The 25,214-nt window shown below is 30.5% G+C and carries 16 protein-coding genes; 10 read left to right on the top strand and 6 right to left on the bottom strand.

Annotation, left to right across the window (positions count from 1 at the left end; translation table 11 throughout):
* Window positions 1-65 precede the first annotated feature (65 nt).
* Window positions 66-2,828 (top strand): hypothetical protein, encoded by a 2,763-nt coding sequence (locus tag Q4Q47_RS18540; RefSeq protein ID WP_303308133.1) that lies wholly within the window; start codon window positions 66-68, stop codon window positions 2,826-2,828.
* Window positions 2,829-2,938: 110 nt separating this feature from the next.
* Here the strand turns inward: Q4Q47_RS18540 and Q4Q47_RS18535 are convergent, their stop codons facing one another.
* Window positions 2,939-4,042, bottom strand: coding sequence for a Fic family protein (locus tag Q4Q47_RS18535; protein WP_303308132.1), 1,104 nt, complete (start codon window positions 4,040-4,042; stop codon window positions 2,939-2,941).
* A 76-nt stretch (window positions 4,043-4,118) separates the two neighbouring features.
* Complete coding sequence (locus Q4Q47_RS18530) at window positions 4,119-4,394, bottom strand: helix-turn-helix domain-containing protein (RefSeq protein WP_303308131.1); 276 nt, start codon at window positions 4,392-4,394, stop codon at window positions 4,119-4,121.
* A 676-nt stretch (window positions 4,395-5,070) separates the two neighbouring features.
* On the opposite strand from Q4Q47_RS18530, the gene Q4Q47_RS18525 reads away from it, so the two are divergent.
* The 3 genes from Q4Q47_RS18525 to Q4Q47_RS18515 are packed head-to-tail and all read left to right on the top strand — an operon-like array spanning window position 5,071 to window position 12,636.
* A complete protein-coding gene (locus tag Q4Q47_RS18525) occupies window positions 5,071-7,584 on the top strand; it encodes a S8 family serine peptidase (protein WP_303308130.1) in 2,514 nt (837 codons plus the stop codon).
* A gap of 32 nt (window positions 7,585-7,616) precedes the next feature.
* Window positions 7,617-8,756, top strand: a complete 1,140-nt coding sequence (locus Q4Q47_RS18520) for an SIR2 family protein (RefSeq protein WP_303308129.1) — start codon at window positions 7,617-7,619, stop codon at window positions 8,754-8,756.
* 43 nt (window positions 8,757-8,799) lie between these two features.
* Window positions 8,800-12,636: a WD40 repeat domain-containing protein gene (locus Q4Q47_RS18515; protein ID WP_303308128.1), complete on the top strand. Its 3,837-nt coding sequence runs from the start codon at window positions 8,800-8,802 to the stop codon at window positions 12,634-12,636.
* Between the two features lie 167 nt (window positions 12,637-12,803).
* On the opposite strand, the gene Q4Q47_RS18510 is transcribed toward Q4Q47_RS18515, so the two are convergent.
* Window positions 12,804-13,844, bottom strand: a complete 1,041-nt coding sequence (locus Q4Q47_RS18510; RefSeq protein WP_303308127.1) for a hypothetical protein — start codon at window positions 13,842-13,844, stop codon at window positions 12,804-12,806.
* A 936-nt stretch (window positions 13,845-14,780) separates the two neighbouring features.
* The gene (locus Q4Q47_RS18505) at window positions 14,781-17,042 is read right to left on the bottom strand and encodes a S8 family serine peptidase (RefSeq protein WP_303308126.1); all 2,262 of its coding nucleotides are present in this window, start codon (window positions 17,040-17,042) and stop codon (window positions 14,781-14,783) included.
* A gap of 601 nt (window positions 17,043-17,643) precedes the next feature.
* On the opposite strand from Q4Q47_RS18505, the gene Q4Q47_RS18500 reads away from it, so the two are divergent.
* The 6 genes from Q4Q47_RS18500 to Q4Q47_RS18475 all read left to right on the top strand — a co-directional run bounded on the left by Q4Q47_RS18500 (window position 17,644) and on the right by Q4Q47_RS18475 (window position 23,591).
* Window positions 17,644-19,905 carry an ATP-binding protein gene (locus tag Q4Q47_RS18500; protein WP_303308125.1) on the top strand — a complete coding sequence of 754 codons (2,262 nt, stop codon included), beginning with the start codon at window positions 17,644-17,646 and terminating at the stop codon, window positions 19,903-19,905.
* Between the two features lie 255 nt (window positions 19,906-20,160).
* Entirely contained in the window at window positions 20,161-21,045 is an 885-nt protein-coding gene (locus Q4Q47_RS18495) for a nucleoside triphosphate pyrophosphohydrolase family protein (RefSeq protein ID WP_303308124.1), read from the top strand.
* Between the two features lie 34 nt (window positions 21,046-21,079).
* Window positions 21,080-22,060 (top strand): nucleotide kinase domain-containing protein, encoded by a 981-nt coding sequence (locus Q4Q47_RS18490; RefSeq protein WP_303308123.1) that lies wholly within the window; start codon window positions 21,080-21,082, stop codon window positions 22,058-22,060.
* A 4-nt stretch (window positions 22,061-22,064) separates the two neighbouring features.
* A complete protein-coding gene (locus Q4Q47_RS18485; protein WP_303308122.1) occupies window positions 22,065-22,556 on the top strand; it encodes a TIR domain-containing protein in 492 nt (163 codons plus the stop codon).
* 5 nt (window positions 22,557-22,561) lie between these two features.
* Complete coding sequence (locus Q4Q47_RS18480) at window positions 22,562-23,176, top strand: Nmad2 family putative nucleotide modification protein (protein WP_303308121.1); 615 nt, start codon at window positions 22,562-22,564, stop codon at window positions 23,174-23,176.
* Window position 23,177: 1 nt separating this feature from the next.
* Window positions 23,178-23,591 carry a hypothetical protein gene (locus Q4Q47_RS18475; RefSeq protein WP_303308120.1) on the top strand — a complete coding sequence of 138 codons (414 nt, stop codon included), beginning with the start codon at window positions 23,178-23,180 and terminating at the stop codon, window positions 23,589-23,591.
* A 258-nt stretch (window positions 23,592-23,849) separates the two neighbouring features.
* Here the strand turns inward: Q4Q47_RS18475 and Q4Q47_RS18470 are convergent, their stop codons facing one another.
* Together Q4Q47_RS18470 and Q4Q47_RS18465 are read right to left on the bottom strand one after the other, a co-directional pair.
* Window positions 23,850-24,146 carry a helix-turn-helix domain-containing protein gene (locus tag Q4Q47_RS18470; protein ID WP_303308119.1) on the bottom strand — a complete coding sequence of 99 codons (297 nt, stop codon included), beginning with the start codon at window positions 24,144-24,146 and terminating at the stop codon, window positions 23,850-23,852.
* A 51-nt stretch (window positions 24,147-24,197) separates the two neighbouring features.
* On the bottom strand, window positions 24,198-25,178 hold the full coding sequence (locus Q4Q47_RS18465; RefSeq protein WP_303308118.1) for a hypothetical protein: 981 nt from the start codon (window positions 25,176-25,178) through the stop codon (window positions 24,198-24,200).
* Window positions 25,179-25,214: the final 36 nt, after the last annotated feature.

The raw sequence follows: 25,214 nt of genomic DNA, 5'->3' as shown, positions 1-25,214 counted from the left end.
TACTTACAGAAAGCTTATATGTCCAATTTTATACGAACATAAGTTCACTTATAACTAAAGCATCTATGATTTATTATATAGATTATAATATAAATACTGATAGTTTAGATGATAGAATTACTGGTATATCTCCAGCTGATTTTATGGAGTTGGATGACGTTAAAATAGATGATAATTTAGTAGTGCTATGTGAATTAGATATTAGTTCTAGTAAAGAAACAGTTAGTAGAAAGGATTTTTATGGAGTGTCTTTTGTTCAGGAACTGAGAAGGAAAAATTATATGAATAAGGTACTGTTTGTATCCTTTTTGCATGAAGATTATTATAAAACGAGAGTGCTTAATTCAAAGATTATGTTCTTCCCAGGGCATGGTTTTATACAGTTACCAACGTCATCTACTGAATGGATTGATGAATTTGAATGCTTTGAGGCATTGTCAGATTTATCATTATACGATGTTAAAAATCACTGCTGTGGTATTGAACAGGTTATTGAAGAACGATTTCATAGTTTAACCCCAAAATTTAATGTTACTAAAAAATTAACACCTTCTTTAATAAGTGAAGGAAATGAATTAGTGAAATTGATTTACGATAGTTTGAATAAACCTTTGCCAAAATTAGATTCGGTTTTAAATATTGACGTCTCAGGAATTGAGGCATTAAGATCATTAAGACGTCTTTGCGAAATTGTTTTACCAGAATCGACCACAGAGGAAAGTAAAAAGCTTCTACCCAAATGGAAACATTGGAAGGTGTTATGGCTTGATGATGAAGAAAATGAGGAAAGTCCATTGTTCAAAGAATTGGTGAGCAGACTTGGTTCTGAAGAAAAAGTAATTCTGTGTAAGACTTTTAGAGATGCAGTTTACGAATGGGAAGCTGACAAAGCTTTTAGAGAGATAGCTTTGGTGATCTGTGACTATCGCCTTAAGAAAGAGGATGGAACGCCAGCTAAGAAACAAGGTTATGACTTTATGAAGTATTTGTCCGAAACAGAAAGAAATGTGGGTAAAATTGCTTATTCCGGATTAAAAAGGAAATTTCTAATAGAGAGCTTCAAATACTATGGAATACAAATTAATATTTACTCCAAAATAGATTTTAATCAATATGAGAAATATGATCTAGCCTTTCTCACAGATGAAATAGTTAGACTTGGAGATGATCATTGGATTGAAATAAATAATGGACCACAGGCAACAGAATGGGCTAATCTAGCTTCAACCTATCATAAACTTAAGAATGGGTTTTCATTTTATACTTATCAAAACCATGTTTCAAGATTAGTAAAGCAAAACCTTGACACTTTTATTAATAATTTCAATAGTCAAAATAACAAACAAGGTATTTGGAGTTTAAAATTTACAGATACTTTTAAAGTCAGAACGAGTTGTTTTCCGGAAAGAGATGACAAAAAAACAGTTGCAATCAAAGAAATATTGATTACCAGGAGATTTGCAATTGGTCTTTATGCTTTTCTTAGAAGTGATAGAAACAAACAAACTTTCTTACTTGATCCTGAGAATTATTTGGATTATATCAAGGTGGTTTTATACAATTCGGCTTCGAATGGTAAAGGTTATGTGGTTAATGATTTATCAAAAAGCGATACTTACTCAAAAATTAAAAAGCATAGTACTCTTAAACTTATACCAAAATTCTGTGCATTGATATTTGATTCTACATGGCCGATAGGTTTATTGCCAGAGGAAATAGTTTGGTTAGAGTTTGATAGTGGACTTGGCCTAAGAACAATGGCTGAAAATCAAAATTACTGGCTAAAAATTGAATCTATTCGCAACGTTTTTAAAGAATATTTTGCGAGTAGTAAATATTTTCAATCTTTACTAAATGTTGGGAGTTTAAATGTTGATAGAAAAGTAATTTATTTTAAAGATGATTTCGAACCTATTATATGCTCTGTAAATGATATTAAAGACATTTTGCTTGAGTTACATAGAAGTGTTTCTCCGTCCAGTAAGAATTTTAAAACTCAGATAACTACATTTGTTGGACTTCTTGAAAAGTTATTAGAAACCATTGACAATAAAAGTGATACTCCTAAAAATATAAAAACGCTAATTTCATTCATCAATAAGCTCCCTGCTAAAACTAAAGGTAAATACAAAAAGTTAAAGCGAGATGAAAGTATTATTGAAGAATGTCTAAGACTTTTTGCTCCATGGAAGTTTTTATTGCCCAAAATATATTTTAATGAAGATATAGATGATTATCGAAGAAGAGTTGAGCAAAGGATTGACAACTATAAATTGGCTTGTAAAGATTTTGAGTTAGTCAAGTCCAAATGGAAAATTTATTCCTTTATTAATAATGCTTATAAGGAATTTATAGGTAAAGGACTTCGAAATGAAGAAGCTATAAATAAAGCCATTTATTTTGGAATTCATAGTTGGAAAGATATACGAAACTCGATTATTCAAAAAGAAAAGGAAAGTTCATTATTACAAAAAATCGGATTAAATTCTATAAGAAATGCTGAATCTATTGTTAATTTCGACTTTAAGAGTATTGATCATTTTGAATTTACGGATTCTACTATTGAATATTCCATAAAACAAAAATTTATTAAAAGAATGAAATCTTTTGATTTGATTCCATCTGAACCGGTTAGTGTAGTTATAAAGGAGGTTAGTGATATTCCTGATAATGCCAAAAGTATTATAGATGTCGATGCTATCGTGGGCGGTGCATCCTTCTTAGCTTATATGTCTATTTCTTTATCAGATTATCATGATAATACAATTAAAAAAATTAATGATGAAAACCTATCTAGGGTTTCTGGTTATGTAGTAGTTCCATTTTAGTTTGTCTTTATTCTTTAGTTTTTGTGTTAATGAATCACTCATTCTTTTGGTTATAAAACTCCCTCATCCGGAACCTATATTGTAGAGGTTTATTACTCTTGTACTAACAATTAAAACTTGATTTGATAAGATGTACTTCGACCATCCCCCTGAACTTTAAAAACACCTAACTCTAACAGTTTTTGTAAATCTCTTGTAGCAGTAGCTTTAGATGTTTGGGTAATGCGCATATATTTTTTCGCAGTCATACCACCTTCAAAGCCTTTTGGGCCTTCTTGCAACATACGCATTATAGTTTTTAATTGCCTATCATTAAGTTGATCTTGGTAAATATCAAATAGTTTTGTCTTTTTTAATGTAAAATCAATCAAAGCTTCTGAATTACTTTGTGCTTGTAATATCACATCAATAAAATATTCTAACCAAGCTGTAATTTCGTTACTACTTTGTCCAAATTTCAAAGCATTATAATAATTTTTTCTCTTAGCTTCTATAGCTACAGAAAGACTCAAAAGTAGTGGATAACCAACTGTTTGAGATAATGCTTTTTCCGCTATAGCTCGCCCAACTCGACCGTTCCCATCTTCAAAAGGGTGTATCGTTTCAAAATACAAATGAGAAATCGCTGACCGTATGGGTGCATGCTTAATTGGATTACCTCCACTGGGAGAAGTCTCATTAAACCAATTGATAAAATTCTCCATTTCTAAAGGCACTCTATTAGATGGAGGTGCTTCAAAATGCACCGTTGGTTTATCTATTCTACCCGATACCACTTGCATGGGTTCTTCGTGGGTACGCCATGTTCCAATATTAATATTTTTAACATTGGGAAATACCATTTTATGCCAATCGAATAGCTTTTCTTTAGTTAAGGTCTCAGCATAACTATTTTGGACATCTGTTATCAATGTCGCCATACCTTTGGCTTCTTCATCCTTAACCTGTTCTGCCTTGATATTAAGCCCTAAATTATTTCGTATAGAAGAGGTAACATCTTCTCGACTTAGATATTCTCCCTCAATTTCAGATGTTTTAATGGCTTCAGTAACTAGAATATCAATCGTCGTTTGTACATGGGCTTCTTTGGACATTGTTTTTAGAATCCCACTAATACGTCCAGATTTTTCAGCAAAAGCATATATTCGTTCCTCCAGCTTGCTTATATCATAGCTGAATTTTGTCCAATCTTTTTGTTGCCAATTATATTTCATGAGCCGATAACATTACTTAATTGGCTCAAAAATACATAAAATAATGAGCCGATTAACAAAATTAATCGGCTCATATCTAAAAAACTTCTTTAGCATGTTGTTCTAGATAATTGTCTATGGAGTAACGATCATAGAGAATAATTCTCCTTTGTGGCTGGGAAAAACGAATTTTTCCCTCATCACGTAATTTTTGTAAAGTTGTTCTTGATTTAATATTGAGCAATTTCATGACTTCTTTGCCACTTACCCATTTAGATTGTTCATTTTTGGCAATACACCTCTTTTCAACATGGTCAATAACTTTATCAATGATTTTGTAAAAAGCTTTTTTTTCAATACAGATTACTTTCATATTTTTTGAGATTAATGATTAAATCTCTAAAATATAATTTAAATACCCATGCCAATGTCTTTGTCCTTGCCTTTTTTCGGGTATTAAATCAATATTACTATAACTCCCTCATCTAGAACCTATGTAAATTTTATTAGTGATATCAAGCATTTGCATATCAAGCTAATCTAGGGTAACTAAAAGAGTAACTCAAATATTTTAATTTATACAAAAGTTAAACAATTAGTTTTTATTAATTATAAGTAATTTTAGTTCTTCATCCTATTATCTTGAACTTTGACTATAATTTATTGATATTCAATTAAAAAATTGTAATATTAGTACTTCATCCCTTATTAAAGATCTAATTTATAGCAGTTTTTAACGGTGATACAAGCCATTAATCTGTTGTAATTTGAAAGAATTTGAAATTTTAATCGCCCCCCCAATTACTAAGTCCATTGATAGCACGTACGGGCTTGGTAACAATGTTATTACCGAAGGTGAGACCCCTTGGGATGCAGCTCATCGATACAGGCAGAAAACAGATTATAAAGGTTTTACGGAACCGAATATTACAAATGATCTTTATAATAATGATATTGAAGATAACTTAGTTACTAAGTCAATTGAAGGACCATATCTACAGAATTGGCCATCTCCACCAGAAATTGAAAATCGTATCATATGGCATTTATTGGATAACTTTTCTCAATTAAGAAAAGCTAAAGAACGAGTTTGGAATAAGGTTCAGAAAGATAGATGTATAAAAATAGCTCATATTGATACTGGTTATCAACCGAATCATCCAGGTCTTCCAAAATTCATGACTAAAGGTATTAGCTTTTTAAAAGATGAAAACAAAGGACCAGCAATTGACGTTACAAAAGATTCTTTTCAAGAGCAGGATGGCCATGGCACAGCTACAATGTCAATTCTGGCAGGAAAGAAAATTTCAATAAATCATAATGGGATTTCATTTAATGACGAATTGGGCGCTATACCATTTGCTGAGATTATTCCTATACGAATTTGTGATACAGTTGCTTTAATTCGATCTCAAAATTTTGTGAAGGCAATAGATTATGCAATTGATATTGGTTGTGAGGTTGTTACAATGTCTATGGCGGGTGCTCCAACTAATCAATGGGCACAGGCCATAAATAGAGCCTATGAAGCTGGAGTAACTATAGTTACAGCGGCTGGCAATAGTTGGAATAGAGAATTTAAGAAGTTATTACCAAAAAAAACGTTATATCCAGCTCGTTGGGAAAGAGTAATATCTGCTACTGGAGTTACTGCGAATCATTTACCTTATGTCTTTAAGGCACAAATTAACACTAAGACGGAAGGAGGAGAAACTATGCAGGGTAATTTTGGACCAAAAAGGGTTATGGATAATTCAATAGCCGCTTATACTCCCAACACCGTTTGGGCTACTATGAACCAGGAGAAGAACAATATTTTTTATCGTTTAGACGGAGGAGGTACTTCATCTGCGACACCACAAATAGCAGCAGCAGCAGCATTATGGCTAAGTTTTCATAGACAGGAAATCGAATCAAATCTTGATCCATCTGAGAAATGGAAAAAGGTTGAAGCTGTAAAGTATGCTCTATTCAAGAGCGCTGATAAATCGTATGAAAAATATAAAAAATATTATGGTCAAGGCATTCTAAAAGCTAATGATTCATTAGATGTTTTCCCTGACTGGAATACATTGAAGAGATCTAAAAAAGCGAGATGTTCCTTAAATGGGATATTAGATTTATTGGGAATTATGTTACGGTTGAAAGGTAACCAAAATGAATCAGAGGAGATGATGTATTCTACCGAAATACTACAGCTTCTTCACATGGAACCAAATCTGCACACCTACCTTGATATTGATGAAGATAAGACATGGTCTTCAGAACAAAAGCGTGAGATAATTGAAAAACTCATAAATTCAGAAAAAACTTCTAATAGTCTTAAAAAACGCCTAAATTCAATAGTCGAAGATTTGGAATGTTTGAATCTATCAAATGCTTATGCCTTACTAATTGGTGTTGGTGGTCACGATATACCAGTAACAGTAGATGATGCCAAAGTCCTAGGTGAGTTGCTTAAGAATTCTCAGAAAGCTGCATATAAAAAGGAGAATGTCAAGGTATTGGTCAACGAAGAAGCCAATAGGTTAAATGTTTTATCCTCACTTGAGGATATAGTGGAGAAAGTAGAAGCTGAGGATGACGCTACAGTAATTATATATTATTCGGGACATGGAGGGAAGATTCAGAATGAATCATCCAATGACTACTACTTATTGACTCATGGAGCTAATTCTTTAGATAGAGAAAATACAATGGTTAATGGTAAAGAGTTTTCTAATCTAATCAACAAGATAAATGCAAAAAAAATGTTAGTGATGCTAGATTGCTGTCATGCTTCAGGTATGATTGATGAGAGACCTTTGCTGAAGCTTAAAAGTTCTGATAATGACATGGTAAATTCGAATGTTGAGCTTTTGAAAAGACTAAAGACTGGTGAAGGTAAAGTTTTTATTACATCATGTGATGATGATGAACAATCTGTAATATTACCGGAAGCTAAAAATAGTCTTTTTACAGAAGTAGTACTTGAAGCTTTAGAAGGTTATGCAAGTAATGGGGAGCCCTATGTGAGTATGATAGATTTATTATATCATGTTTTGCGAGAAGTCCCAAAACGAGTTGAAGAGTATAATCATATTCAAAGACCAATTATTAATAATATTCAAAAATTAAGTTCAGATTATTTCCTATGCAAATCAAGTACAGATATAAGTAAAGCAGGTAAAATAAATGAACAGGTATTATCTGAATTAGTTAAATCATACAATCTCACTAATGCTCATAAAGAAATTGATATTAGCAAGATATCACAGTCAGCCAGTTCTATTAGTTCTTATAATGAGGCCAAAAAGTTAATTTCATCCATAAGAAAGGACATCTCCTTAAATAATGTTAATAAATCTATTTCGCCATTGTTAAAATTGTCGAAATCTCACTTCAAATCTCACTTTAATGGAATAATAATGCTTTCAGGAGAGTATAATGATCTTCTAAGCCGCAAGCAAAAAGGTATTATCGATGATACGAATTATAGAATTTGGTTAGCTCAAATAAAGCATAAAGTGCTTACTTATTTAGATATGTTTGAAAATGAACCTGATACATTTGATGATTTTTGATCTGAAATTTAAAACATAAAAAATTTAAAGAAATGCTAGGAGAATATGAATGGAAATCAATAATAGATGGGATAAAAGACGAGCGATGTGTCGTTTGTATTGGTCCAGAATTATTTTTGTTAGGAAAAGAACCTGTTAATAAAGAACGTTCTCTATCCTTTTCAGATTATTTGTCTAATTATCTTGAATCAATGGAAGATGAACTTAATATCAAGGTTCAAGAAAATGGCTGGTTCCATGTAAATCCAGGTGGTAATGACGGTCCAGCTTATCAAGCTGTAAAAGAGTATTATAACAAAATTATAAACCCTACTTCCAGAAAGCTACTTGAAAAAATTGCACAAATTAAATTTCATCTATTTCTGTCATTAACACCTGACAATCATCTTGACAATGCTTTTGAAGCCCATGGATTTTCTTACAAGTCTAAAGAGTATGTAAAGAATATGCCAGAATTAGAAAGTGATTATATCCCATCAATTAAAGAGCCTTTAATTTATAATTTACTTGGTTCATTAAATGAGCGTAATTCATTAGTACTCACCTACGATGATTTTTATGATTATTTTGAAAGTATTATTAAAGGCAATAGTATGTCTCGTTCAATTAAGAATAGCATCTTAAATTCACAGTATTTTTTGTTTATAGGAATGTCCTTTCATCAGTGGTTTGTTCATTTATTTATGAGAGTCCTTCGGCAACATAAGGACGAAAGAAAGACTAAATTTTCAACGGCTGGAAATCTATCCGATAAGGACATACATATTTGTACCGAGCAATACCAGATACAATTTGTTAATTCTGAAATTTCAGAATTTATCAATCAATTACATGCAAAATGTAAAGAAAATGGACTTCTCAAAAAAATTAAGGACCCCCAAGAGAAAAAGAAACAAAATTCATCGAAAATTGAAAGCTTACAAGTTTTAATTTCTAGAAATAATTTTGATAAAGTTACTGATGTGTTAAAAGAAAGCTTGAAAGGAATTGGTAAAAATGGCAAAGAACTTTTAATTAAATTGATAAATCAATTTAGTGATTACAATAAACTTAAAGAGCATAGACAAGTTGGAATTATTAGCCTAGAAGAAGAGCGACGTGGATTAAAGCTGATAGCTTATAATTATCTAGAATTAATAAATGAGTACGAAAAATTGATTGAAAATTTATAGTTAAAATGATTAACCTTTTGATTAACAAAATCCGATAAATAAATTGAAATCATATAGATATCCAGGTTCTAAACCATTTGAAGCAGCTCAGAAAGATATTTTTTTCGGGAGAAAAACTAACATTGAGGAATTATATCGGAGAATTTCATTAGAACCTTTTACAATATTATTCAGTAAATCGGGGCTTGGCAAAAGCTCATTAATTAATGCAGGATTAATCCCGAAAATTGAGAAAGAGAAACAATTTAGACCAATATACGTTAGGTTTCTACCAAAAGGTAGCGAGAACTTGAGCCCAGTTGAAAAAACAGGATTAAGAGTTAGAGCAGGTAAAGAAAGTGTAAATACCTATTTAGATAATCTTATTAAAGATGAAAAATCTTTGTGGCACGATTTAAAAGAGTGCCAGATAACATCAATTAATAAATTGAATAGCATTGATGAAAATGAAGAAACAAATCCTGTTCTAATATTTGATCAGTTTGAAGAATTCTTTACATATTCACTTGAGGACCAACTTGAATTTAGGAAACAGCTATCCGAGGTCTTAAATACACCAACACCACAAAGGTATTGGGATATTCTCGGTCTTTACTCGGATGAGGACATGCCATTTAAAGATGATGAATTGGCCTTGCTTCAGAAAAATTTAAACTTAAGAGTTCTTATCTCAATAAGAGAAGATCGGCTGCATCATTTAGCAAAAATGTCAGATTATTTACCAACGAATAGCAGCAATTGGTATAAACTTGGTCCTCTGGATGAGTCTTCTGCAAAAGAAGCGATTGAATTACCAGCCAAAATCGAAGGAAGGTTCGATAGTACTACCTTTAAGTTTAGTGAAAAAGCTTTAAAGCATATACTAAAATTTTTAAATAAAGGCAAAACTAAGCAAATTGAAAGCTCTCAACTTCAAATAATTTGTAATTCCATCGAAGAAAAGGTAATTGACTCAAAAATTAAAATAATTCAACTTGAGGATGTTAACGATCTTGATTCAATCATTGGAAATTATTATGAACAGAGAATAAATGCAATTAATGACATAGAACAGCGTAGAAAAGCGGTTGAAATTATTGAAGATGAATTATTGTTTGATGACGATGAGCAACAAAGAAGACTAGCCATTTTTGAGGGTAAACTTCTGCAAAAAATTAATAAAAACACTATTAAAGCACTTGTTGACAGTCATTTACTTAGATCTGAACCTTTAGAGGGAGGCGCGTTCTCTTATGAACTTAGCCATGACTCATTGATGGCCCCAATTCTTAAAGCAAAAGCTCGGCGAAAACAAAAAGAATTAACTGAAAAAAGACTTCTTGAGCTCAAAAAATTGAATGAAGAAAAGGAAAGGGAAAAGGAAGAAAACGAAAGGTTAAAAAGAAAAAATAAAAGAATAAAGCAATTGAGTTTCTTATTAGGTATTTTCTTAGTGGCTTCAGGTTGGCTTTATGTTGAATTGAGTAAAGAAAAAAAAGCTGCAGATGATTTGAATAAAAAGTCACTAAAGCAACTAAACGAACTTAAAAAAGTTAAGCAACAAACTCTAATTGGCTTTGCTGAAATAAACGCAAATGACGCTACATTGAGTTTTCGATTGGCTGAAAAAGCCTATAAAGATATCACGAAAGATAGCGTTATTCTTGCCAAAGATGACCTTGAAAGGTCTGAGAATATTATTCGTTCATTTTATAATGTGCCAAACTATTTAAAGTTCTCCAACACCTATCTTAATCCTAATAACGAAAAGATCACCGGTATAAGAGTTCATGAAGGTAAAAATATTCTATTTGCGGCAACTGAAAATTTAAGTATCCAAATACATAATCTTAGTTCTCCATCAGATTCAATTCAATCTTTTCCATCGGGACATGAGGATAAAATAAATACAATATCAATCAATAAATCAGGGGATTTTTTGCTTACTTCATCCTTAGACGGTACTGTCGTATTGCGAAATCTCAAGAACAATGATACAATATGTATAAAGCATCATGCTGCAGTCAATACAGCTTTTTTTGATCCAGATGAAAACTTTGTAATAACAGCATCAGATGCTCCAAATGGTAGTCGCAATGGAGAAGTCAGAATTTATAACAGAAAAGGACTTCTCCTTGACAAAGACACCTATAGAGGAAATATGGTTTACGCTGATTTTGTAACCCAAAACAAAATTGTCACTAAGTCTAAAGGAAAAATTGTACGTTTTTATCATTTTGTAAACGGCAAATTATATGAAGCGGGTGATAATACGCACGGAAACAATGAACTATCGCCATTGGCGCACCTGTATGAGGATAAAATTGTTTTGTGTGCTTACGAAAATGGTAAGATATTTTTGAATAACCAGTTCAATGTTATAGATTCAAATACAGTTAGGATCAAGAACCCACTAGAGTTCAGTCTAAAAGTAGGTAATCAAAAATTAAAACACGCTACATTTTCTAAAGAGAAAAACTTAGTTGTTGCAACAGTAGGTAATGACATATTCATTTATGATATATTGAAGAGTAAGAGAATTCATAAGATTGATAATCCCCATTCTTCGGAAATAAAACGTTTGAAAATCTCTAACCATGGAGATTATTTCTTAACATCTGGAGATGACCAAAACGTTAAACTCTGGGATCTCGAAGGTAATCCTCTTGCAACTCTATCAGGTCATATAAACCTCACTAAGATGTGGTTTTCCAAAAATGATGATTTCATAATTACAGTATCGGACAAAAAGATTCGCCAATGGCCTATGAAAAAGAAAGCTGCAACTGTTTATGATTCAAATCAACAAGCAGAGATACTGAGTTTGAAATATTTAAATAATGAAGATAATATTTTGGCAACTTTTCAAAATGGAATGGCCAGTATTTATTCATTACAGAATCAAGACGCCAAAGTCCAAATTTCTGAATTTGGTAAACCATTATTAATTTCAAATGACAGTAAAAATAAGGTTATTGGATCAATACCAATATACAATAATACGGATCCTCATTTTAAGGATTATTTCTCTATAATTAGAAATAACGAGTTGATGAGTTTTGTATTTAGGAACGATTCTATAAGTCTACTTAATAGGTGTACTTTAAAAGATAATCAAATGTTCAACTCCATTAATTTCTTTGCAGAAGGCAAACAATTAGTAACATCTACAAACAGAGGCGAAGCATTGATATGGAATAGTAACTTGGATAAGTGCATGCAAATTGATAAATGGTCCTCCAAGTTTCCAACTATAGGAATTGGGGAATCTATTATTATGGAATTTAATGATAATACTTTTGATAATAGTACAAGCCTACTTTCTGCAATAACACCTAATAACCATGTTGAATTTTACAAAATAGTTAAAGAAGATAAACTAAGTTCTAGCTCAAAATATTTATTCAATCAAGTTGGTACTCTGAAAAGTCATAGTGCCAAAATTAATTTAATAAAAGCTTCTAGAGATCAAACCTTATATTTAACTGCTTCAGAAGATAGAACGATTCATGTTTATGATTTCAGTAATGGTTTTACAGATTCAATATTCTTAAAATTAACAGGTCACTCTAGTGGTATAAAATATGCTAATTTTTCACCAGATGGAAGATTTATCATAAGTTGTTCCAAAGACAATACAATCAAAATATGGTCAATAGAAGATGGTGGTAAACTAATCCTAGATCTAACGGAAGAAGGAGATAATATTTCAATTGCAGAATTATCTAAAGATAATCGATCATTACTAATGGGAACGAATGATGGCTTAATTAAAATAAAACCAATATTATTGGACATAAGTGAGATTATAAAGGCTATTAAAAAAGGAGAAGACTTCGGGCAGGTCGGGGAACTAACTAAAAAACAGAAGAAAAGATTTTTTGCTGATTTTAATGAATAATTAAGTCTTAATTATTTTACACTTTAGAAAATGGATCCCTACTGATTTTATACATAGCTTTGGATAAGAAATAAATTTAATCCCAAAACCTGAAGTTAAAACAATTTTTTTTCGAATTTAGAGTAGAGGAGTTCAGATAAGAGATAGCCCGCAAAGCCAATTAATAATTACTCTTTGATTAGATCAGAACCATTTCTCCGAACAAACTCATTCAATTCTTTAATTGTATAATTATTGGGATCAAGATTGCAATTTTGCATATAACTTGCGTCAAGTTTTAAAAGGCTAAAAGATTTTTTTTCCCAATCCGGAGATAAATATGTGCCCTTCGCTTCATGAAATTTTTGACCATCGAAATAAAATGTTATGCTTCCTATACCAAGATCATTACTTTCGCCTATAGGTATATCTCTTTTTTCCTCACTGTTGTATTTCCATCCTTCATAGTTATATTCTAATTTATTGTCTTTAAAATATGCATATTTTGAATTCCACCATCCTTTCCTCTTAAATGGAGAAAGGTTATAATAGTGTCCATCAAAACGAAGATTATCATTTTCATCGACATAGATTTTACAAATTGCCAGTGAGCTGTTATCTCCATCAATTCGTTCACAGTATATTCCTTCAATTTTTTTTAACTCATTAATCCAATTAATATATGAGGTAGTTAAATGGTTTATATCACTATTTATTTCAATTAAATCTGTCTTAATTTTTTTGAACGATTTCTTCTGGCTGAAATCCATATATTTATAGGCTAAAATCGATATGGACACTATCACAGCAAGCAGTATCCAATTAAAAGTTTTTATCTTTTTTAATTCTTTGTTTTGCTCCTTAAAATCTTTAGAAATTGCTTTTCCTTCTTGCGTGCCAAATAAACTATTAAACTCTTCTTGTTCATCAGAATCCAACTTCACTTCATTCAAATAAGTTGAGTTCTCGATATTTATTCTATCAGTTAAAATTAAAGTGTGATTAATAATTTTACTTCGTCGAACTCCTAATTCATCACTATTCTCAGTACCTTTAATTATAATATCCTCGTATTCCCTTAAGTCTGCCTTAATTTTTAATATCTGGTTTGAATATATTTTTTCAGATTTTTTATCTACAAATTCAAGTAATTGAATTGCATCCCTCAGGTTATTTAGGGCAATTTGCCTTTTAATTGATTCGAAAATATTAGTGCTATTGATTTTCATAAAATAGTACTTGATTTTTTTATTGGGATTATTTAATCATTAAAGATACACCATAAATTTAGGATCGATCTTTATTGTACTCACTTTCCTTACTATAATGTATAATGAATAAGATTAGCACTATGTTTTAATATACTATTCTCCTTAACTATCAAATAAATTAATGTCGCTCTCACTCCGGAACCTATACTGATTTCTCCAGTGATATCAAGGATTTACTTTTTTAAGAGAACCTAGGGTAACTAAAAGGGTAACCTTTTTTCAATCACATATTTATCCATTCCGCAATTTACATTCAAGACTTGAATTTTTTCTCCATTTTTAATAATATAGTCTAAGAACTTATTCTAATTTGAGAAAATTTTGAAAGCAGAGTTGACGAAAAGCTATTTAAGTAAAACACCAAAAAAATTATTTTACTTTCATTATTAGGAATTCCGTATATGATATGGATGTACTCAATCCGAATTGAACTGAATAAAAATAATACGGACGATACAGACAATACGGATTAATACAGACAATACGGATTAATACAGAATGTAACGGATTAATACAGAATGTAACGGATTAATACCGAATGTAAAGGAATTTAATATTACTTCATTGGAATTTGGTATATACATCCGAAAATGAATGAATACATTAAACGAATTGAATAAAACTAACCACAACAATGACTCCTATAATTTATTGTGGTTATGTGCCATACCAAAATAAAAGTATGTTAGGAGATTAAATCCTAAATTTAAAAAATTAAATATCATCTGTTCTCTATTAGGTCTTGTATTTCGGCTAAACAGAAACTTGTATTATTGATTAAAACAAAAATTATTCTTTAATACAATTTTTTTAATCTACCTAAAAAAATAGTTTTCAGTTAAACAACATCAAAATCATGGACTGTTAATTGATTGATTTTAACATACGTTTAAACTAATCCGTAAAGCTAGTTTTAACCACCTTAAAAACGTCATGTTGTAAGTGCCCGCTTGCGGACAAGAAATAAACCCCTGATTGCAAGCCTTTTAAATCTATTGAATACCCTGTTTTTTCTGGAGTTACAATGAATTCATTGATTTTTTTACCCATGAGGTTATACAACTCAAAATTTAGATAATTAAAAGTAGTTTTGATCGTTATTGAACCTTGTGTTGGATTAGGATAAATTTTTACATTTTTTGTTGTTTCCTTTTCACTTATATCCAATGACTGTTCAATCAAAAACATAGCTAACCAAGCATCAATTTTTCCTCGCCCCCAAATGTTATTATTTGAAGTTCCTGTGTAAGAATCATGAGTAGAAGTGTTATCTAAGATAGCCTTAACATCATCGACGGTAAGACTTGGTCTAGCTTCTAACCATAACGCAATGATACCTGTAACAATTGGAGAAGCCATAGAGGTTCCTTCTAGGTTGGCATACCACCATTCTAAAGATCCATCTGTAACTCCTTTAACCACAGTTGGGCTGGAATCTAAAAAATTAATATCGAAAGAACTTACTGATGACGCAATGGCATTTCCGGGAGCGGTAATGTCTGGTTTCATTCTTCCGTCAACTGTACTCCCTATACTTGAAAAAGGAGCTATTTCTCCAAGTTCTTCAAAGAAAGGTATGTTACGATTAATACCAAGAAAATCTGTATAGTTGTTTTTAGAAGTAAATGCACCAACAGTAATTATTTTATTAGCAGTTCCTCCGATTTCGCGAATAGTTATATTGTTATTGCCATTTTCAACGTTTAAATACCCATAATTATTAAATTCAGACATATAACCAGGTGAAGTACACCAAGCATTAATCGATGTATTTTCAGCCTTTATTTCAATTGCAAATACGTCGCCATCATTTGATACTAAATCTTCCGAATAGTCAATCCGAAAAAATGCACGAGGTTTAAGGTTTAATTCATGTGAAGTGACATAGGTGATATTCCACTTGTCATTATCAGATACATCGACTAGAGACTTTTGTCCTTGACCTGTGCTTTGGGTACTAATAAAATCAGGTGAAATAGCAATCCATTCGTCACTCGCAGTGTTGTAAACGCTAAAATTAACATCAAAATCAGAATTAATATCTCCCCATATATCTATTAATACTTCAGAGTTTTTATTGTCGATAAAATAGAATTTTGACGATTCCATTCCAAAATTAGAGGAAGCATGAATTTTTCTATTCCCTTCATTACCTGCTGCACCTACGATGATAATTCCTTTATCAACAAGGTTGTCAATTTCTTGGTCTAGTAGCGATGTGCCATCATGAGAACCAATATGAGTACCAAAACTCATATTTATAACAAGAGGTTTATTAACAGACTTGGCATAATTGACCAAATAATTTAAAGCGTCAATAACATTGATATTGGTATTTGCTCTTATTTGATCATCAGGTATATAATATGAAACAAAAACAATTTCACTATTAAAAGCTATACCCTTAAAATTATCATTATCCCCATCAAAGCCAGAGCCCGCAGCTATACCAGCAACATGAGTACCGTGCGAACTGTTTTCTTTATCAAATTGTTTAGCTAGTATTTGAGTTCCACCAATATATTCTGAGCCATAGTTGTAACCTGATGGATTACTACCAGTATTGTCTCCTTGAATCCAAACTCGGCTAATTCTTGAATTACCTAATTCGTCTCTGAAAGTTGGATGTGTAAAGTCAAACCCTTCGTCTATAACCCCAATTATAACTCCACTACCATCATAACTAGAACTCAAACCAGAGCCCTGATGTATAAGGTTAACGTTTGTTAAGTCTCTAGCCTCATCAAGTGAATTTCCAAAAGAATTACCTATATCTATCTTTTTAATACAAGGACTTTTTGAAACCAATTCAAAACTATTTACTGGTATTAATGCCGTTAAGGTATTTTTATTTCCTGTATTGATTAATATGGGTAAATCATTGATGTCTTCAATGGAGCACCCCGAATTAAGAATTAAAGCGGTGTTAATATAGTTTGAATTATTTTTCCTGATATATTCTTTGTTAAGGGAAGTAGCGCTATCACTTAAAAACAATAATGTTGAGGCTGAAAATTTTGTATTACTGTTCTTTATTTCAGAAATTTTTCTGAATTGATTAATAGGCTTTTTTGAAAGTATTTTTTGCCCAAAGACATTGCTAGATAATAATACTAGTAGATAAATTAATAAATGGTTTGTTGGGAATGGTTTCATAAGTAAAATTTTACTCACCCAGTCCCAAAGTGAAGGTTATAAAACAATAAGCGTGGAACTGTAGCTTATCGTCAAGGAGGTACTGGTATACCCAATGCACAAATAAACACAGCCCACGCCGTAGCGCAAGCGTATTGTCTATTTATCTTGTGCATCTTAAAAATTACCAGTTTTCCTTGACAAGGTTAAATAGCTAACGCTATACTATATTTTCTTACGCTAAATTACGTTATTATTTTTAAACACTATATACTAGTGGTATGTTATAATCATTTTAATCATAATGATATTTGTGCTATAATGTTCTCGCGTTATGTAACTTGAGATTTGGAAAAAAGCGAAAGTCTTTTCTGCAATTTCTTGAAAAAATTTATTCTAAAAGTTTCTTTAAGAATGTAATGGAATACTCTTTTTGCTGAAAAAGAAGTGGTGAGGGATAAAATGTGTATGGAATGGGATTATTCTCTCTAACCTTCAACTAATTACGGAATTACGTAAAAAATCACTTGTTAAAATTTTATATCTTTGAAATAGTCAATTCTCTCCCTATAATTTATTAATTACTAAAAACAGAACATAGATTTCTGGAAAATTTTTATATATGAAAGTATCATTAACACAATTACAAAGGGTATTCGTTGCTATAATTTATCTAATAGTATTAATTATTTTATTCACAATAATTGATGGAAACTATAATGAACTTCTCTGGAAAACATCAAATGATAAAAGAATTTGGTTTTTTTCTGGAGCTTTATTAATAATCTTGGGTAAATATGTTGCAGAACCCTTCTTTAGTAAACCAACTGATGCTATAACTAATTCTGCCGCAATAATTATTACGCTACTTACGATTAATGATAAAGAGAAATTTGTTTTCTATGAAATAATATTAGTCATTTCACTATTAGTTCTCTTTTTTAGTTTAACTACTATTTTCTTAAAAAGTTTTAGTGGAGAAACAATAGACAAGATTAACAAGTTTTCATACGATTTCTCAACTAAGATAGGTAACAGTAGCTTTCTGTTTTCTTTAATATATGTACCAGCAATTTACTCTTACTTCATAAAGACTGATAATCCAGATATTGCAGGATTTGTGGTCCTGTTAGCCTTTTGGATTTGTATTGTATTCTTTGACGTCATTGGAAAATTTGTAGAATTATTTGCGGTATTATTTAAAAAGAAAGAAATTAATGAAGAAGAATTAGGGCAAGCAATCGGTTGTGAAAACCCCATGCTTTATCAAGTTGAAATTGACTACTTAAAGCATAAAAGTACAAATACCACAATTGGAGATTTAGTAACAATAGAAAATCAAAAATTATCAAAATCTATTGGTCTGATAATTAATAAGAAACAACTTCTAAATAAATTATGGCTGGAAATATATTTACTGACAGATGAGAATGAAACAATCTTAAAACTACCTCAAAATCACCGATTACAGTACGATAATGTCAAAACGACTTTAAAATCACTAAATACTGTAAACAAGGTAAAATCTATAGAGTCATTTCCACAAAATCTACGTGATAAAGTTTTAGCAAGTAGTTTATATTCTCAAAAAGAAGAGTTTGTAGGTTACATTGAAAAAGGGTCAAATATTAACCAAATAGTTTTTCAACATTTAGGTGATAATAAAATAAGTGAGGGAGGAATAGTATACACTACAATTTATGGAGAAGAGACCCTATATCAACTAATTGATGGGCAAACACGTGAAGAACCATTAGAATACAAAGATGGATATGGATATGAAGTTGCTTACGCGAGAAAATTAGGTTATTACAATGATGAAAAGAATGAGTTGAATACTAGAAAATGGATGCCAAAAATATATACACCAGTTTTCTTGTTTGAAAATGAAGCTATACAAGAAGAAAAATTAATTGATATAGCCGAAATGGCAATAGGAAGATTGCCTGAAACATCACTAAAAATTCCAATAATGGATTATAATTCATTAGTTACACATAATACTGCAATCCTTGGTATATTAGGGATAGGAAAATCTAGATTAACTTTTGAATTACTTAAAAAACTTATATACAATTCTTTAGTCAAAATTATATGTATAGATGTTACAAATCAATATGAAAAAGAACTCTCTAGTTATTTCGAAGAATCAAATATAGTAGTTGATATTGAAGCAGCAGAAAGATTAGATTTAAAAAACAATAATTTAACGGGTGTTCGTGACAATCCACAAACTTGGGGAAATGAGGCTCTTTATAAAGTGAAATTGGATAAATGTATATCAGATTTCTATGGAAATGATGACGCTAGGATTTTAATTCTAAATCCTGATTGGCACAATGTCTCAATCGCTGGAAGCAATTTTAATATTACTCATAAAAATGATTTATCAGTAGCACAAAAGACCAGAATTATAAGTGAACGTGCTTTTAAATATTCTTATGAACAAGGAGAAACAATGGAAGCTAAATGTTTATTAGTTTATGAAGAAGCACACTCTTTAATACCAGAATGGAATTCTGTTGCAAATGATGGTGATAAAACAGCAGTAAATGGAACAGCTAAAGTTATATTACAAGGTAGAAAATATGGCTTGGGTTCTTTAGTAATAACTCAGAGAACAGCAAATATTAGTAAGAGTATATTAAATCAATGTAATACAATATTTGCTTTAAGGGTTTTTGATGATACTGGAAAACAATTTTTAGAAAATTATATAGGTAGCGATTATTCTAATACATTACCAACTTTAGAAGAAAGGCATGCAATAGCAGTTGGTAAAGCTCTAAAATTAAAACAACCAGTAATTATTCAGTTGAATGATATGAAATATCATATAATTGAAAATGAAGAACAAGAAATCTCAAATCATGAAGAAGAATGATAAATAGTTTTATTCAAAGATTCGGGCTATTTTTTATTTTTTTAAGTTCCATACGACAATAGGAGATTAGTGGAATGTGCAGAATGATTTTAAATTAAAAATCATTCTTACAATTACGGCTTTCTACTGTAATAATTCCTACAAAATTTACTATATTTAGATTCTCTCTGTAATTAATTATTCAAGTAAAATTATTTTGCTTTTTAAGCATTTATTATGCTAAAAATCAATACCAAAACCTTAATATAGAAATTTATGGATTTTAGTGAGTACCAAGAAGCAGCCAAAGAAACCATACAAGACCATGCGAGTAATGACCAATTATCAGAAGTAGTTCCTTTTTTAGGTATAATAGGTGAAATTGGGTCAGTTTTAACGCAGTTAAAAATCAAACTAAGAGATGGTGATGCATACATTGCATATAAGACCAAGTTATCGGAAGAACTTGGTGATGTTTTATGGTATTTGTCAACAATAGCAACTCAAAATAATATTCTTCTGGATGATGTCGTCGACTTAAACCTTTCCAAAATTAAAGATAGATTTTTAGCTACAGACCCTTCTGAGTATATTGATTTTGATTCTAATTATCCGGCAAGTGAAAGGTTCCCTGACGAATTTGAAATTGAATTCGTCACTTACATAGAGGACAAAAAAAATAAGCTGAAGATTATAGACAAAAGAGATGGCAAATTGATAGGTGACCCATTAACTGATAATTCCTATGAAGATGACGGTTATAGATTTCATGACATTTTTCATTATGGATATTTAGCCATTTTAGGTTGGTCTCCAGTGATAAGGAAATTACTATCCTTAAAAAGGAAAAGTAAGCCTTTAGTTGATGAAAATGAAGATGGAGCAAGAGCGCAAATAACTGAAGAACTTATCTCGTTGTTTACCTACCACCATGCTCTAGAACATGATTTACTTAAATATAGTGATAGTGTTGATTCTGGTATAATAAAAAAGGTTCAAAACTTGGTAAAGAATACAGAAGTCAAAAATTGTAGCGGAAAACAATGGGAGAGAGCAATACTCGAATCTTATAGGATATTCAACGCTCTCAGAGAAAATGATGGGGGAAGAGTTTTGGTGAGCAAGAAAAACCGTTCGTTAATTTATCTAGGAAAGAATTAATACTTTAGAGCTTTAAAAAGTATTTAACAATAATATGATTGAAATTCACTCCAAACTAAGTCGTCCTAAAGAATCCGAAGTATACTCAACTTATTGGAAATTTGCTGGTGAAAGGCAAAACATTTTCTTTAATAGAATTAATAATGAATTACGTTGGACAAATGATGAAATATTGATTAAACATAAATTTACAAATGCATATAGAGCTTCAGATAGAGTTAGTCAATATTTGATTAAGAATGTTATCTACAATCATAGTTTCGAACCTAAAGAGACATTATTTAGACTTTTGCTATTTAAGACTTTTAATAAAATTGAAACTTGGGAACTTTTGTTAAATCGAATGGGAAATATTTCTTATCGGGAATTCAATTTTGCACTATATGATGAAATTTTAAGCGCCTTACTGAATAATGGAACGTCTATTTATTCTGGTGCCTATATTATGACCTCGGGCAGAAGCATATTTGGTTATTCTAAAAAACATCGTAATCATTTAAAATTGATTGAATTTATGATTGAAGACGATCTAGCAGAAAAGGTAATGCAATCTCAAAGTTTAGAAAGCTTGTTTAATCTATTAAAAGAATATCCAACAATAGGAAATTTTCTGGCTTATCAATATGCTATTGATATCAATTATAGTAATCTAGTAGATTTTGATGAAATGGATTTTGTTTTTCCAGGACCTGGAGCGTTGGATGGAATAAAAAAGTGTTTTACTGATACAGGAGAATATAGCGATTCTGATATCATTAAATATGTTACAGAAAATCAAGAATTAGAATTCCAAAGGAATGATATTAATTTCAAAAATTTATGGGGAAGACCGCTGCAACTCATTGATTGCCAAAACTTGTTTTGCGAAGTAGATAAATATGCTAGAGTTGCTCATCCAAATGTTTTGGGAATCTCTGGACGTTCAAGAATAAAACAAATATTTAAGCCTAAAAACAAAGAAATTGAATATTGGTATCCACCAAAATGGAATATTAATGAAAATATAAATAAATGAGCTTATGAGTGAAAATAAAAGCCATAATGTTTTTATAAGCCATCACGGTAAAGACGATGATAAGGTTCAAGCCTTAAAACAAAGACTAAACGATAGAGGATATACAATTCGAAATTATTCAGTTGATAGCACTAAACATAAAGATGGAAGAAGACCCTCGGATGCTGTGATACAAAGACATTTGCGAAGACAAATTACTTGGGCAGGAACTTTCATATGTCTTATTGGAAAAGACACTCATAAACGTAAATGGGTTAATTATGAAATTAGAAAAGCCTATCTACAAGGAAAAAAAATAGTTGGTATATTTACTCATGGTAATAATAATGTTGAATTACCTGAAGCGTTTAAAAAATATGGAGGTCCAACTATGGGCTGGAATTCTGTTGACAAACTTGGAGAAATAATGGCAGACAAACAGTTCCCAGTTGAAAACCCAGATGGAAGCCCAAGAACTCCAAATTATGAAATGGCTAAAGTAAAATGTAATAAATAGTAAAGATGAATTACTTCTCATATAAAATAGACCACGATTATGGCTTAGCTCCAAATCCTTTTGGACAATACTGCACTTTGGCTGTTTGTAAACCTTCAATTAGAAAAAATAAAAATTTAAATATAGGCGACTGGATAATTGGAACTGGGAGTAAACAATTAAAAAATTTACATCATTTGATTTTTGCAATGAAAGTAGAAGGAAAACTAACTTTCGAGGAATACTGGAAAGATGAAAGATTCCAATATAAAAAACCTATTTTAAATGGGAGTTTAGTTCAAATGTATGGCGATAATTTTTATCATAAGGATTCACGAGGTAAATGGATTCAAGAAGAATCAGCTCATTCAATTGTAGATAAGCAAGCGCATCTTGAAAATGATACAGGTGGTAAAAATGTATTGTTTTCAAGTGATTTTTACTATTTTGGGAATAATTCTCCTGAAATTCCTGAAGAGTTTTGGGATGTTTGTAGTGCGGGAAGAAACATGAAATCCAAAAGCATTGATAAGAATATTGCAAACGAATTTATTAAATGGTTACAAGCTAATTTTAATGAAGGAATTAATGGAGACCCAATTAATTGGTCTGAATACAATCAAACTAAACTAATTGTATAATATGGAAAACAAGTTAAAACATCTTGAGTTTATCCAAAGTATTATAACAAGAATGAATACAAATTCCTTTCAAATAAAAGGAATGAGTATAACTATCACGGCGGCATTATTAGCTCTTACAGCAAGTGATTACAACATACTCTATGTTTCAATTGTGTATTTTTCTCTTTTTGTTTTTTGGGGATTGGATGCTTATTATTTAAGCCAAGAAAAAGGTTATAGAGAATTGTACGAAGAAGTTCGAAGATTAACTGAAGATAATATTGACTTTAATCTAAAGCTAAAAAAAGAATATACAGAAGGGAATAATTCATGGAATCATACTTTATTGAATAAAACTATTTGGACTTTATATTCTTTGCAAGCTATTATTGCTCTGGTTTTGATTTTAGTTTTTAAGCATTATGTCAAATAGGGGCACTCGACCTCTTAAGATTTTGGCTAAAATAATAGGAGAGTGAGTTGTCCATTTTTAGGAAGTTAACTAATTCCTTTATTGTTGTTTATTAGGTCCGAATGTTTCTGGGATATTATACATAATACTACATTATTGCTATCAAATGGATAAACCATTCTTATTAACTAAACAATACATTTGTACTATAATTATTCTTATATCAAGTAAAATTCAAAAAGTTGTTTGATAAGCTAATATCATATACATATTTCAGTTCTATTTCGAGCTGTTTTCTTTAAGAATTGAATCAATAACTTTCACCTCATACAAATATACCTCTCCTAGTTTGGTATAGGGGAGCACTCCTGTTTCTCGATATTTAATTATCGTATTCGATGAGAGTCCAAAAATATTTTTTAAGTCAGAATTCCTGTAATATTTCCTTGATTTTGGATTTAAAGGAGTTCGTTTAATTACCGAATCTATATGATCCAGTTTTAGCAGTATAGGCTCAAGCAAGTTTTTGATTGCTTTAACTGATGGAATTAATATTTCTGATTTATTAGTAAGCATAATTTTCTTTATTAAGTTTCGACAAAGAAATTCATATATAAGTAAATGAACTTATGATTTGGGCGAATTCGTGGCGAATTTTGTTTTTACATTTTTTTTAATTCGGTTGGTTATATTGTTTTTTCTGTTTTCTAAAATATTCACAAGTGAATCAATAACTTTTAACTGTTTTTCTAGTGGTTCAGTTTCAGAGGACTTTGCTTCAGAACACTCTCTATTAAATGTTGTTATTTCCTTATATTCTTTACTTGTATTTTGATATTTAAAATTTTGTTCTACAAAGTTTTTCATAATAGATTCGTTTTTAATTTCATCAGTTTCATGAAATAAAATTATTTTTTCATCCATCAAGATTCTAAATAAGTGTGCAACACTTTTTTTATCAAGATTAAACTTGCCAATTCTTTCTTTTTTTTGGCTTTGTTCTAGTTCTGAAAGATTTCCTAGATTTAGGTTTTTAAAATCAATGAATTCCGCCATTACATATATTGACTTAAAGTAACTATGAAGATTTGATATTGCACATTTGTATAACATTATAATATATAGAAGCAGCCCTTTTTCAAAATCAATAATGTTTTTATAATCATTAAATTCCTTCTTGTATAAATCTAAAAACCAATAAGCTTTCATTTCTTCTACATTTGGAACAATTATATTATTTAAATAATTTTCAAAACTTGTTTTATTTGAAGTTCCTAACCGGGTAAAATATGTAGCGTCGATTGTTTCAATTGGATAATTTTCGAAAAAATTAATTGACTTGTATTCCTTTTTTTCTAACCATTCATTTCTCTTTTCTAAAATACTCATCAGATTTCCAAGAAACTCCTTATGTTTTAATCCTGTTTTTAATTGATTGTAAAGTAGACTTTTAATGTTATTCACTTGCTCCTTGTAGTAAGAATTAATATATGTATTAGTTAATTCATTGTTGATTAAATAGCTTTGACTAATTTTACAAAATTTTACATCAAATTGTGTTAGTTCAATAACTGCTTTCTCTGTTTGGTATGCGTAATTATAGGCCATTATATTTAAGTTTTATACAAATGTATAGTATGCTTA

The organism is Flavivirga spongiicola (assembly GCF_030540825.1).
Taxonomy (GTDB): Bacteria; Bacteroidota; Bacteroidia; order Flavobacteriales; family Flavobacteriaceae; genus Flavivirga; species Flavivirga spongiicola.
The sequence above is the reverse complement of the archived record's forward strand: the minus strand, read 5'-3'. Positions and strand labels throughout refer to the sequence as shown.

Coding starts and splice junctions, on each gene's coding strand:
- Q4Q47_RS18540 (WP_303308133.1), top strand. CDS start 66: ATGATTTATTATATAGATTATAATATAAATACTGATAGTTTAGATGAT.
- Q4Q47_RS18535 (WP_303308132.1), bottom strand. CDS start 4,042: ATGAAATATAATTGGCAACAAAAAGATTGGACAAAATTCAGCTATGAT.
- Q4Q47_RS18530 (WP_303308131.1), bottom strand. CDS start 4,394: ATGAAAGTAATCTGTATTGAAAAAAAAGCTTTTTACAAAATCATTGAT.
- Q4Q47_RS18520 (WP_303308129.1), top strand. CDS start 7,617: ATGCTAGGAGAATATGAATGGAAATCAATAATAGATGGGATAAAAGAC.
- Q4Q47_RS18510 (WP_303308127.1), bottom strand. CDS start 13,844: ATGAAAATCAATAGCACTAATATTTTCGAATCAATTAAAAGGCAAATT.
- Q4Q47_RS18505 (WP_303308126.1), bottom strand. CDS start 17,042: ATGAAACCATTCCCAACAAACCATTTATTAATTTATCTACTAGTATTA.
- Q4Q47_RS18500 (WP_303308125.1), top strand. CDS start 17,644: ATGAAAGTATCATTAACACAATTACAAAGGGTATTCGTTGCTATAATT.
- Q4Q47_RS18495 (WP_303308124.1), top strand. CDS start 20,161: ATGGATTTTAGTGAGTACCAAGAAGCAGCCAAAGAAACCATACAAGAC.
- Q4Q47_RS18490 (WP_303308123.1), top strand. CDS start 21,080: ATGATTGAAATTCACTCCAAACTAAGTCGTCCTAAAGAATCCGAAGTA.
- Q4Q47_RS18485 (WP_303308122.1), top strand. CDS start 22,065: ATGAGTGAAAATAAAAGCCATAATGTTTTTATAAGCCATCACGGTAAA.
- Q4Q47_RS18480 (WP_303308121.1), top strand. CDS start 22,562: ATGAATTACTTCTCATATAAAATAGACCACGATTATGGCTTAGCTCCA.
- Q4Q47_RS18475 (WP_303308120.1), top strand. CDS start 23,178: ATGGAAAACAAGTTAAAACATCTTGAGTTTATCCAAAGTATTATAACA.
- Q4Q47_RS18470 (WP_303308119.1), bottom strand. CDS start 24,146: ATGCTTACTAATAAATCAGAAATATTAATTCCATCAGTTAAAGCAATC.
- Q4Q47_RS18465 (WP_303308118.1), bottom strand. CDS start 25,178: ATGGCCTATAATTACGCATACCAAACAGAGAAAGCAGTTATTGAACTA.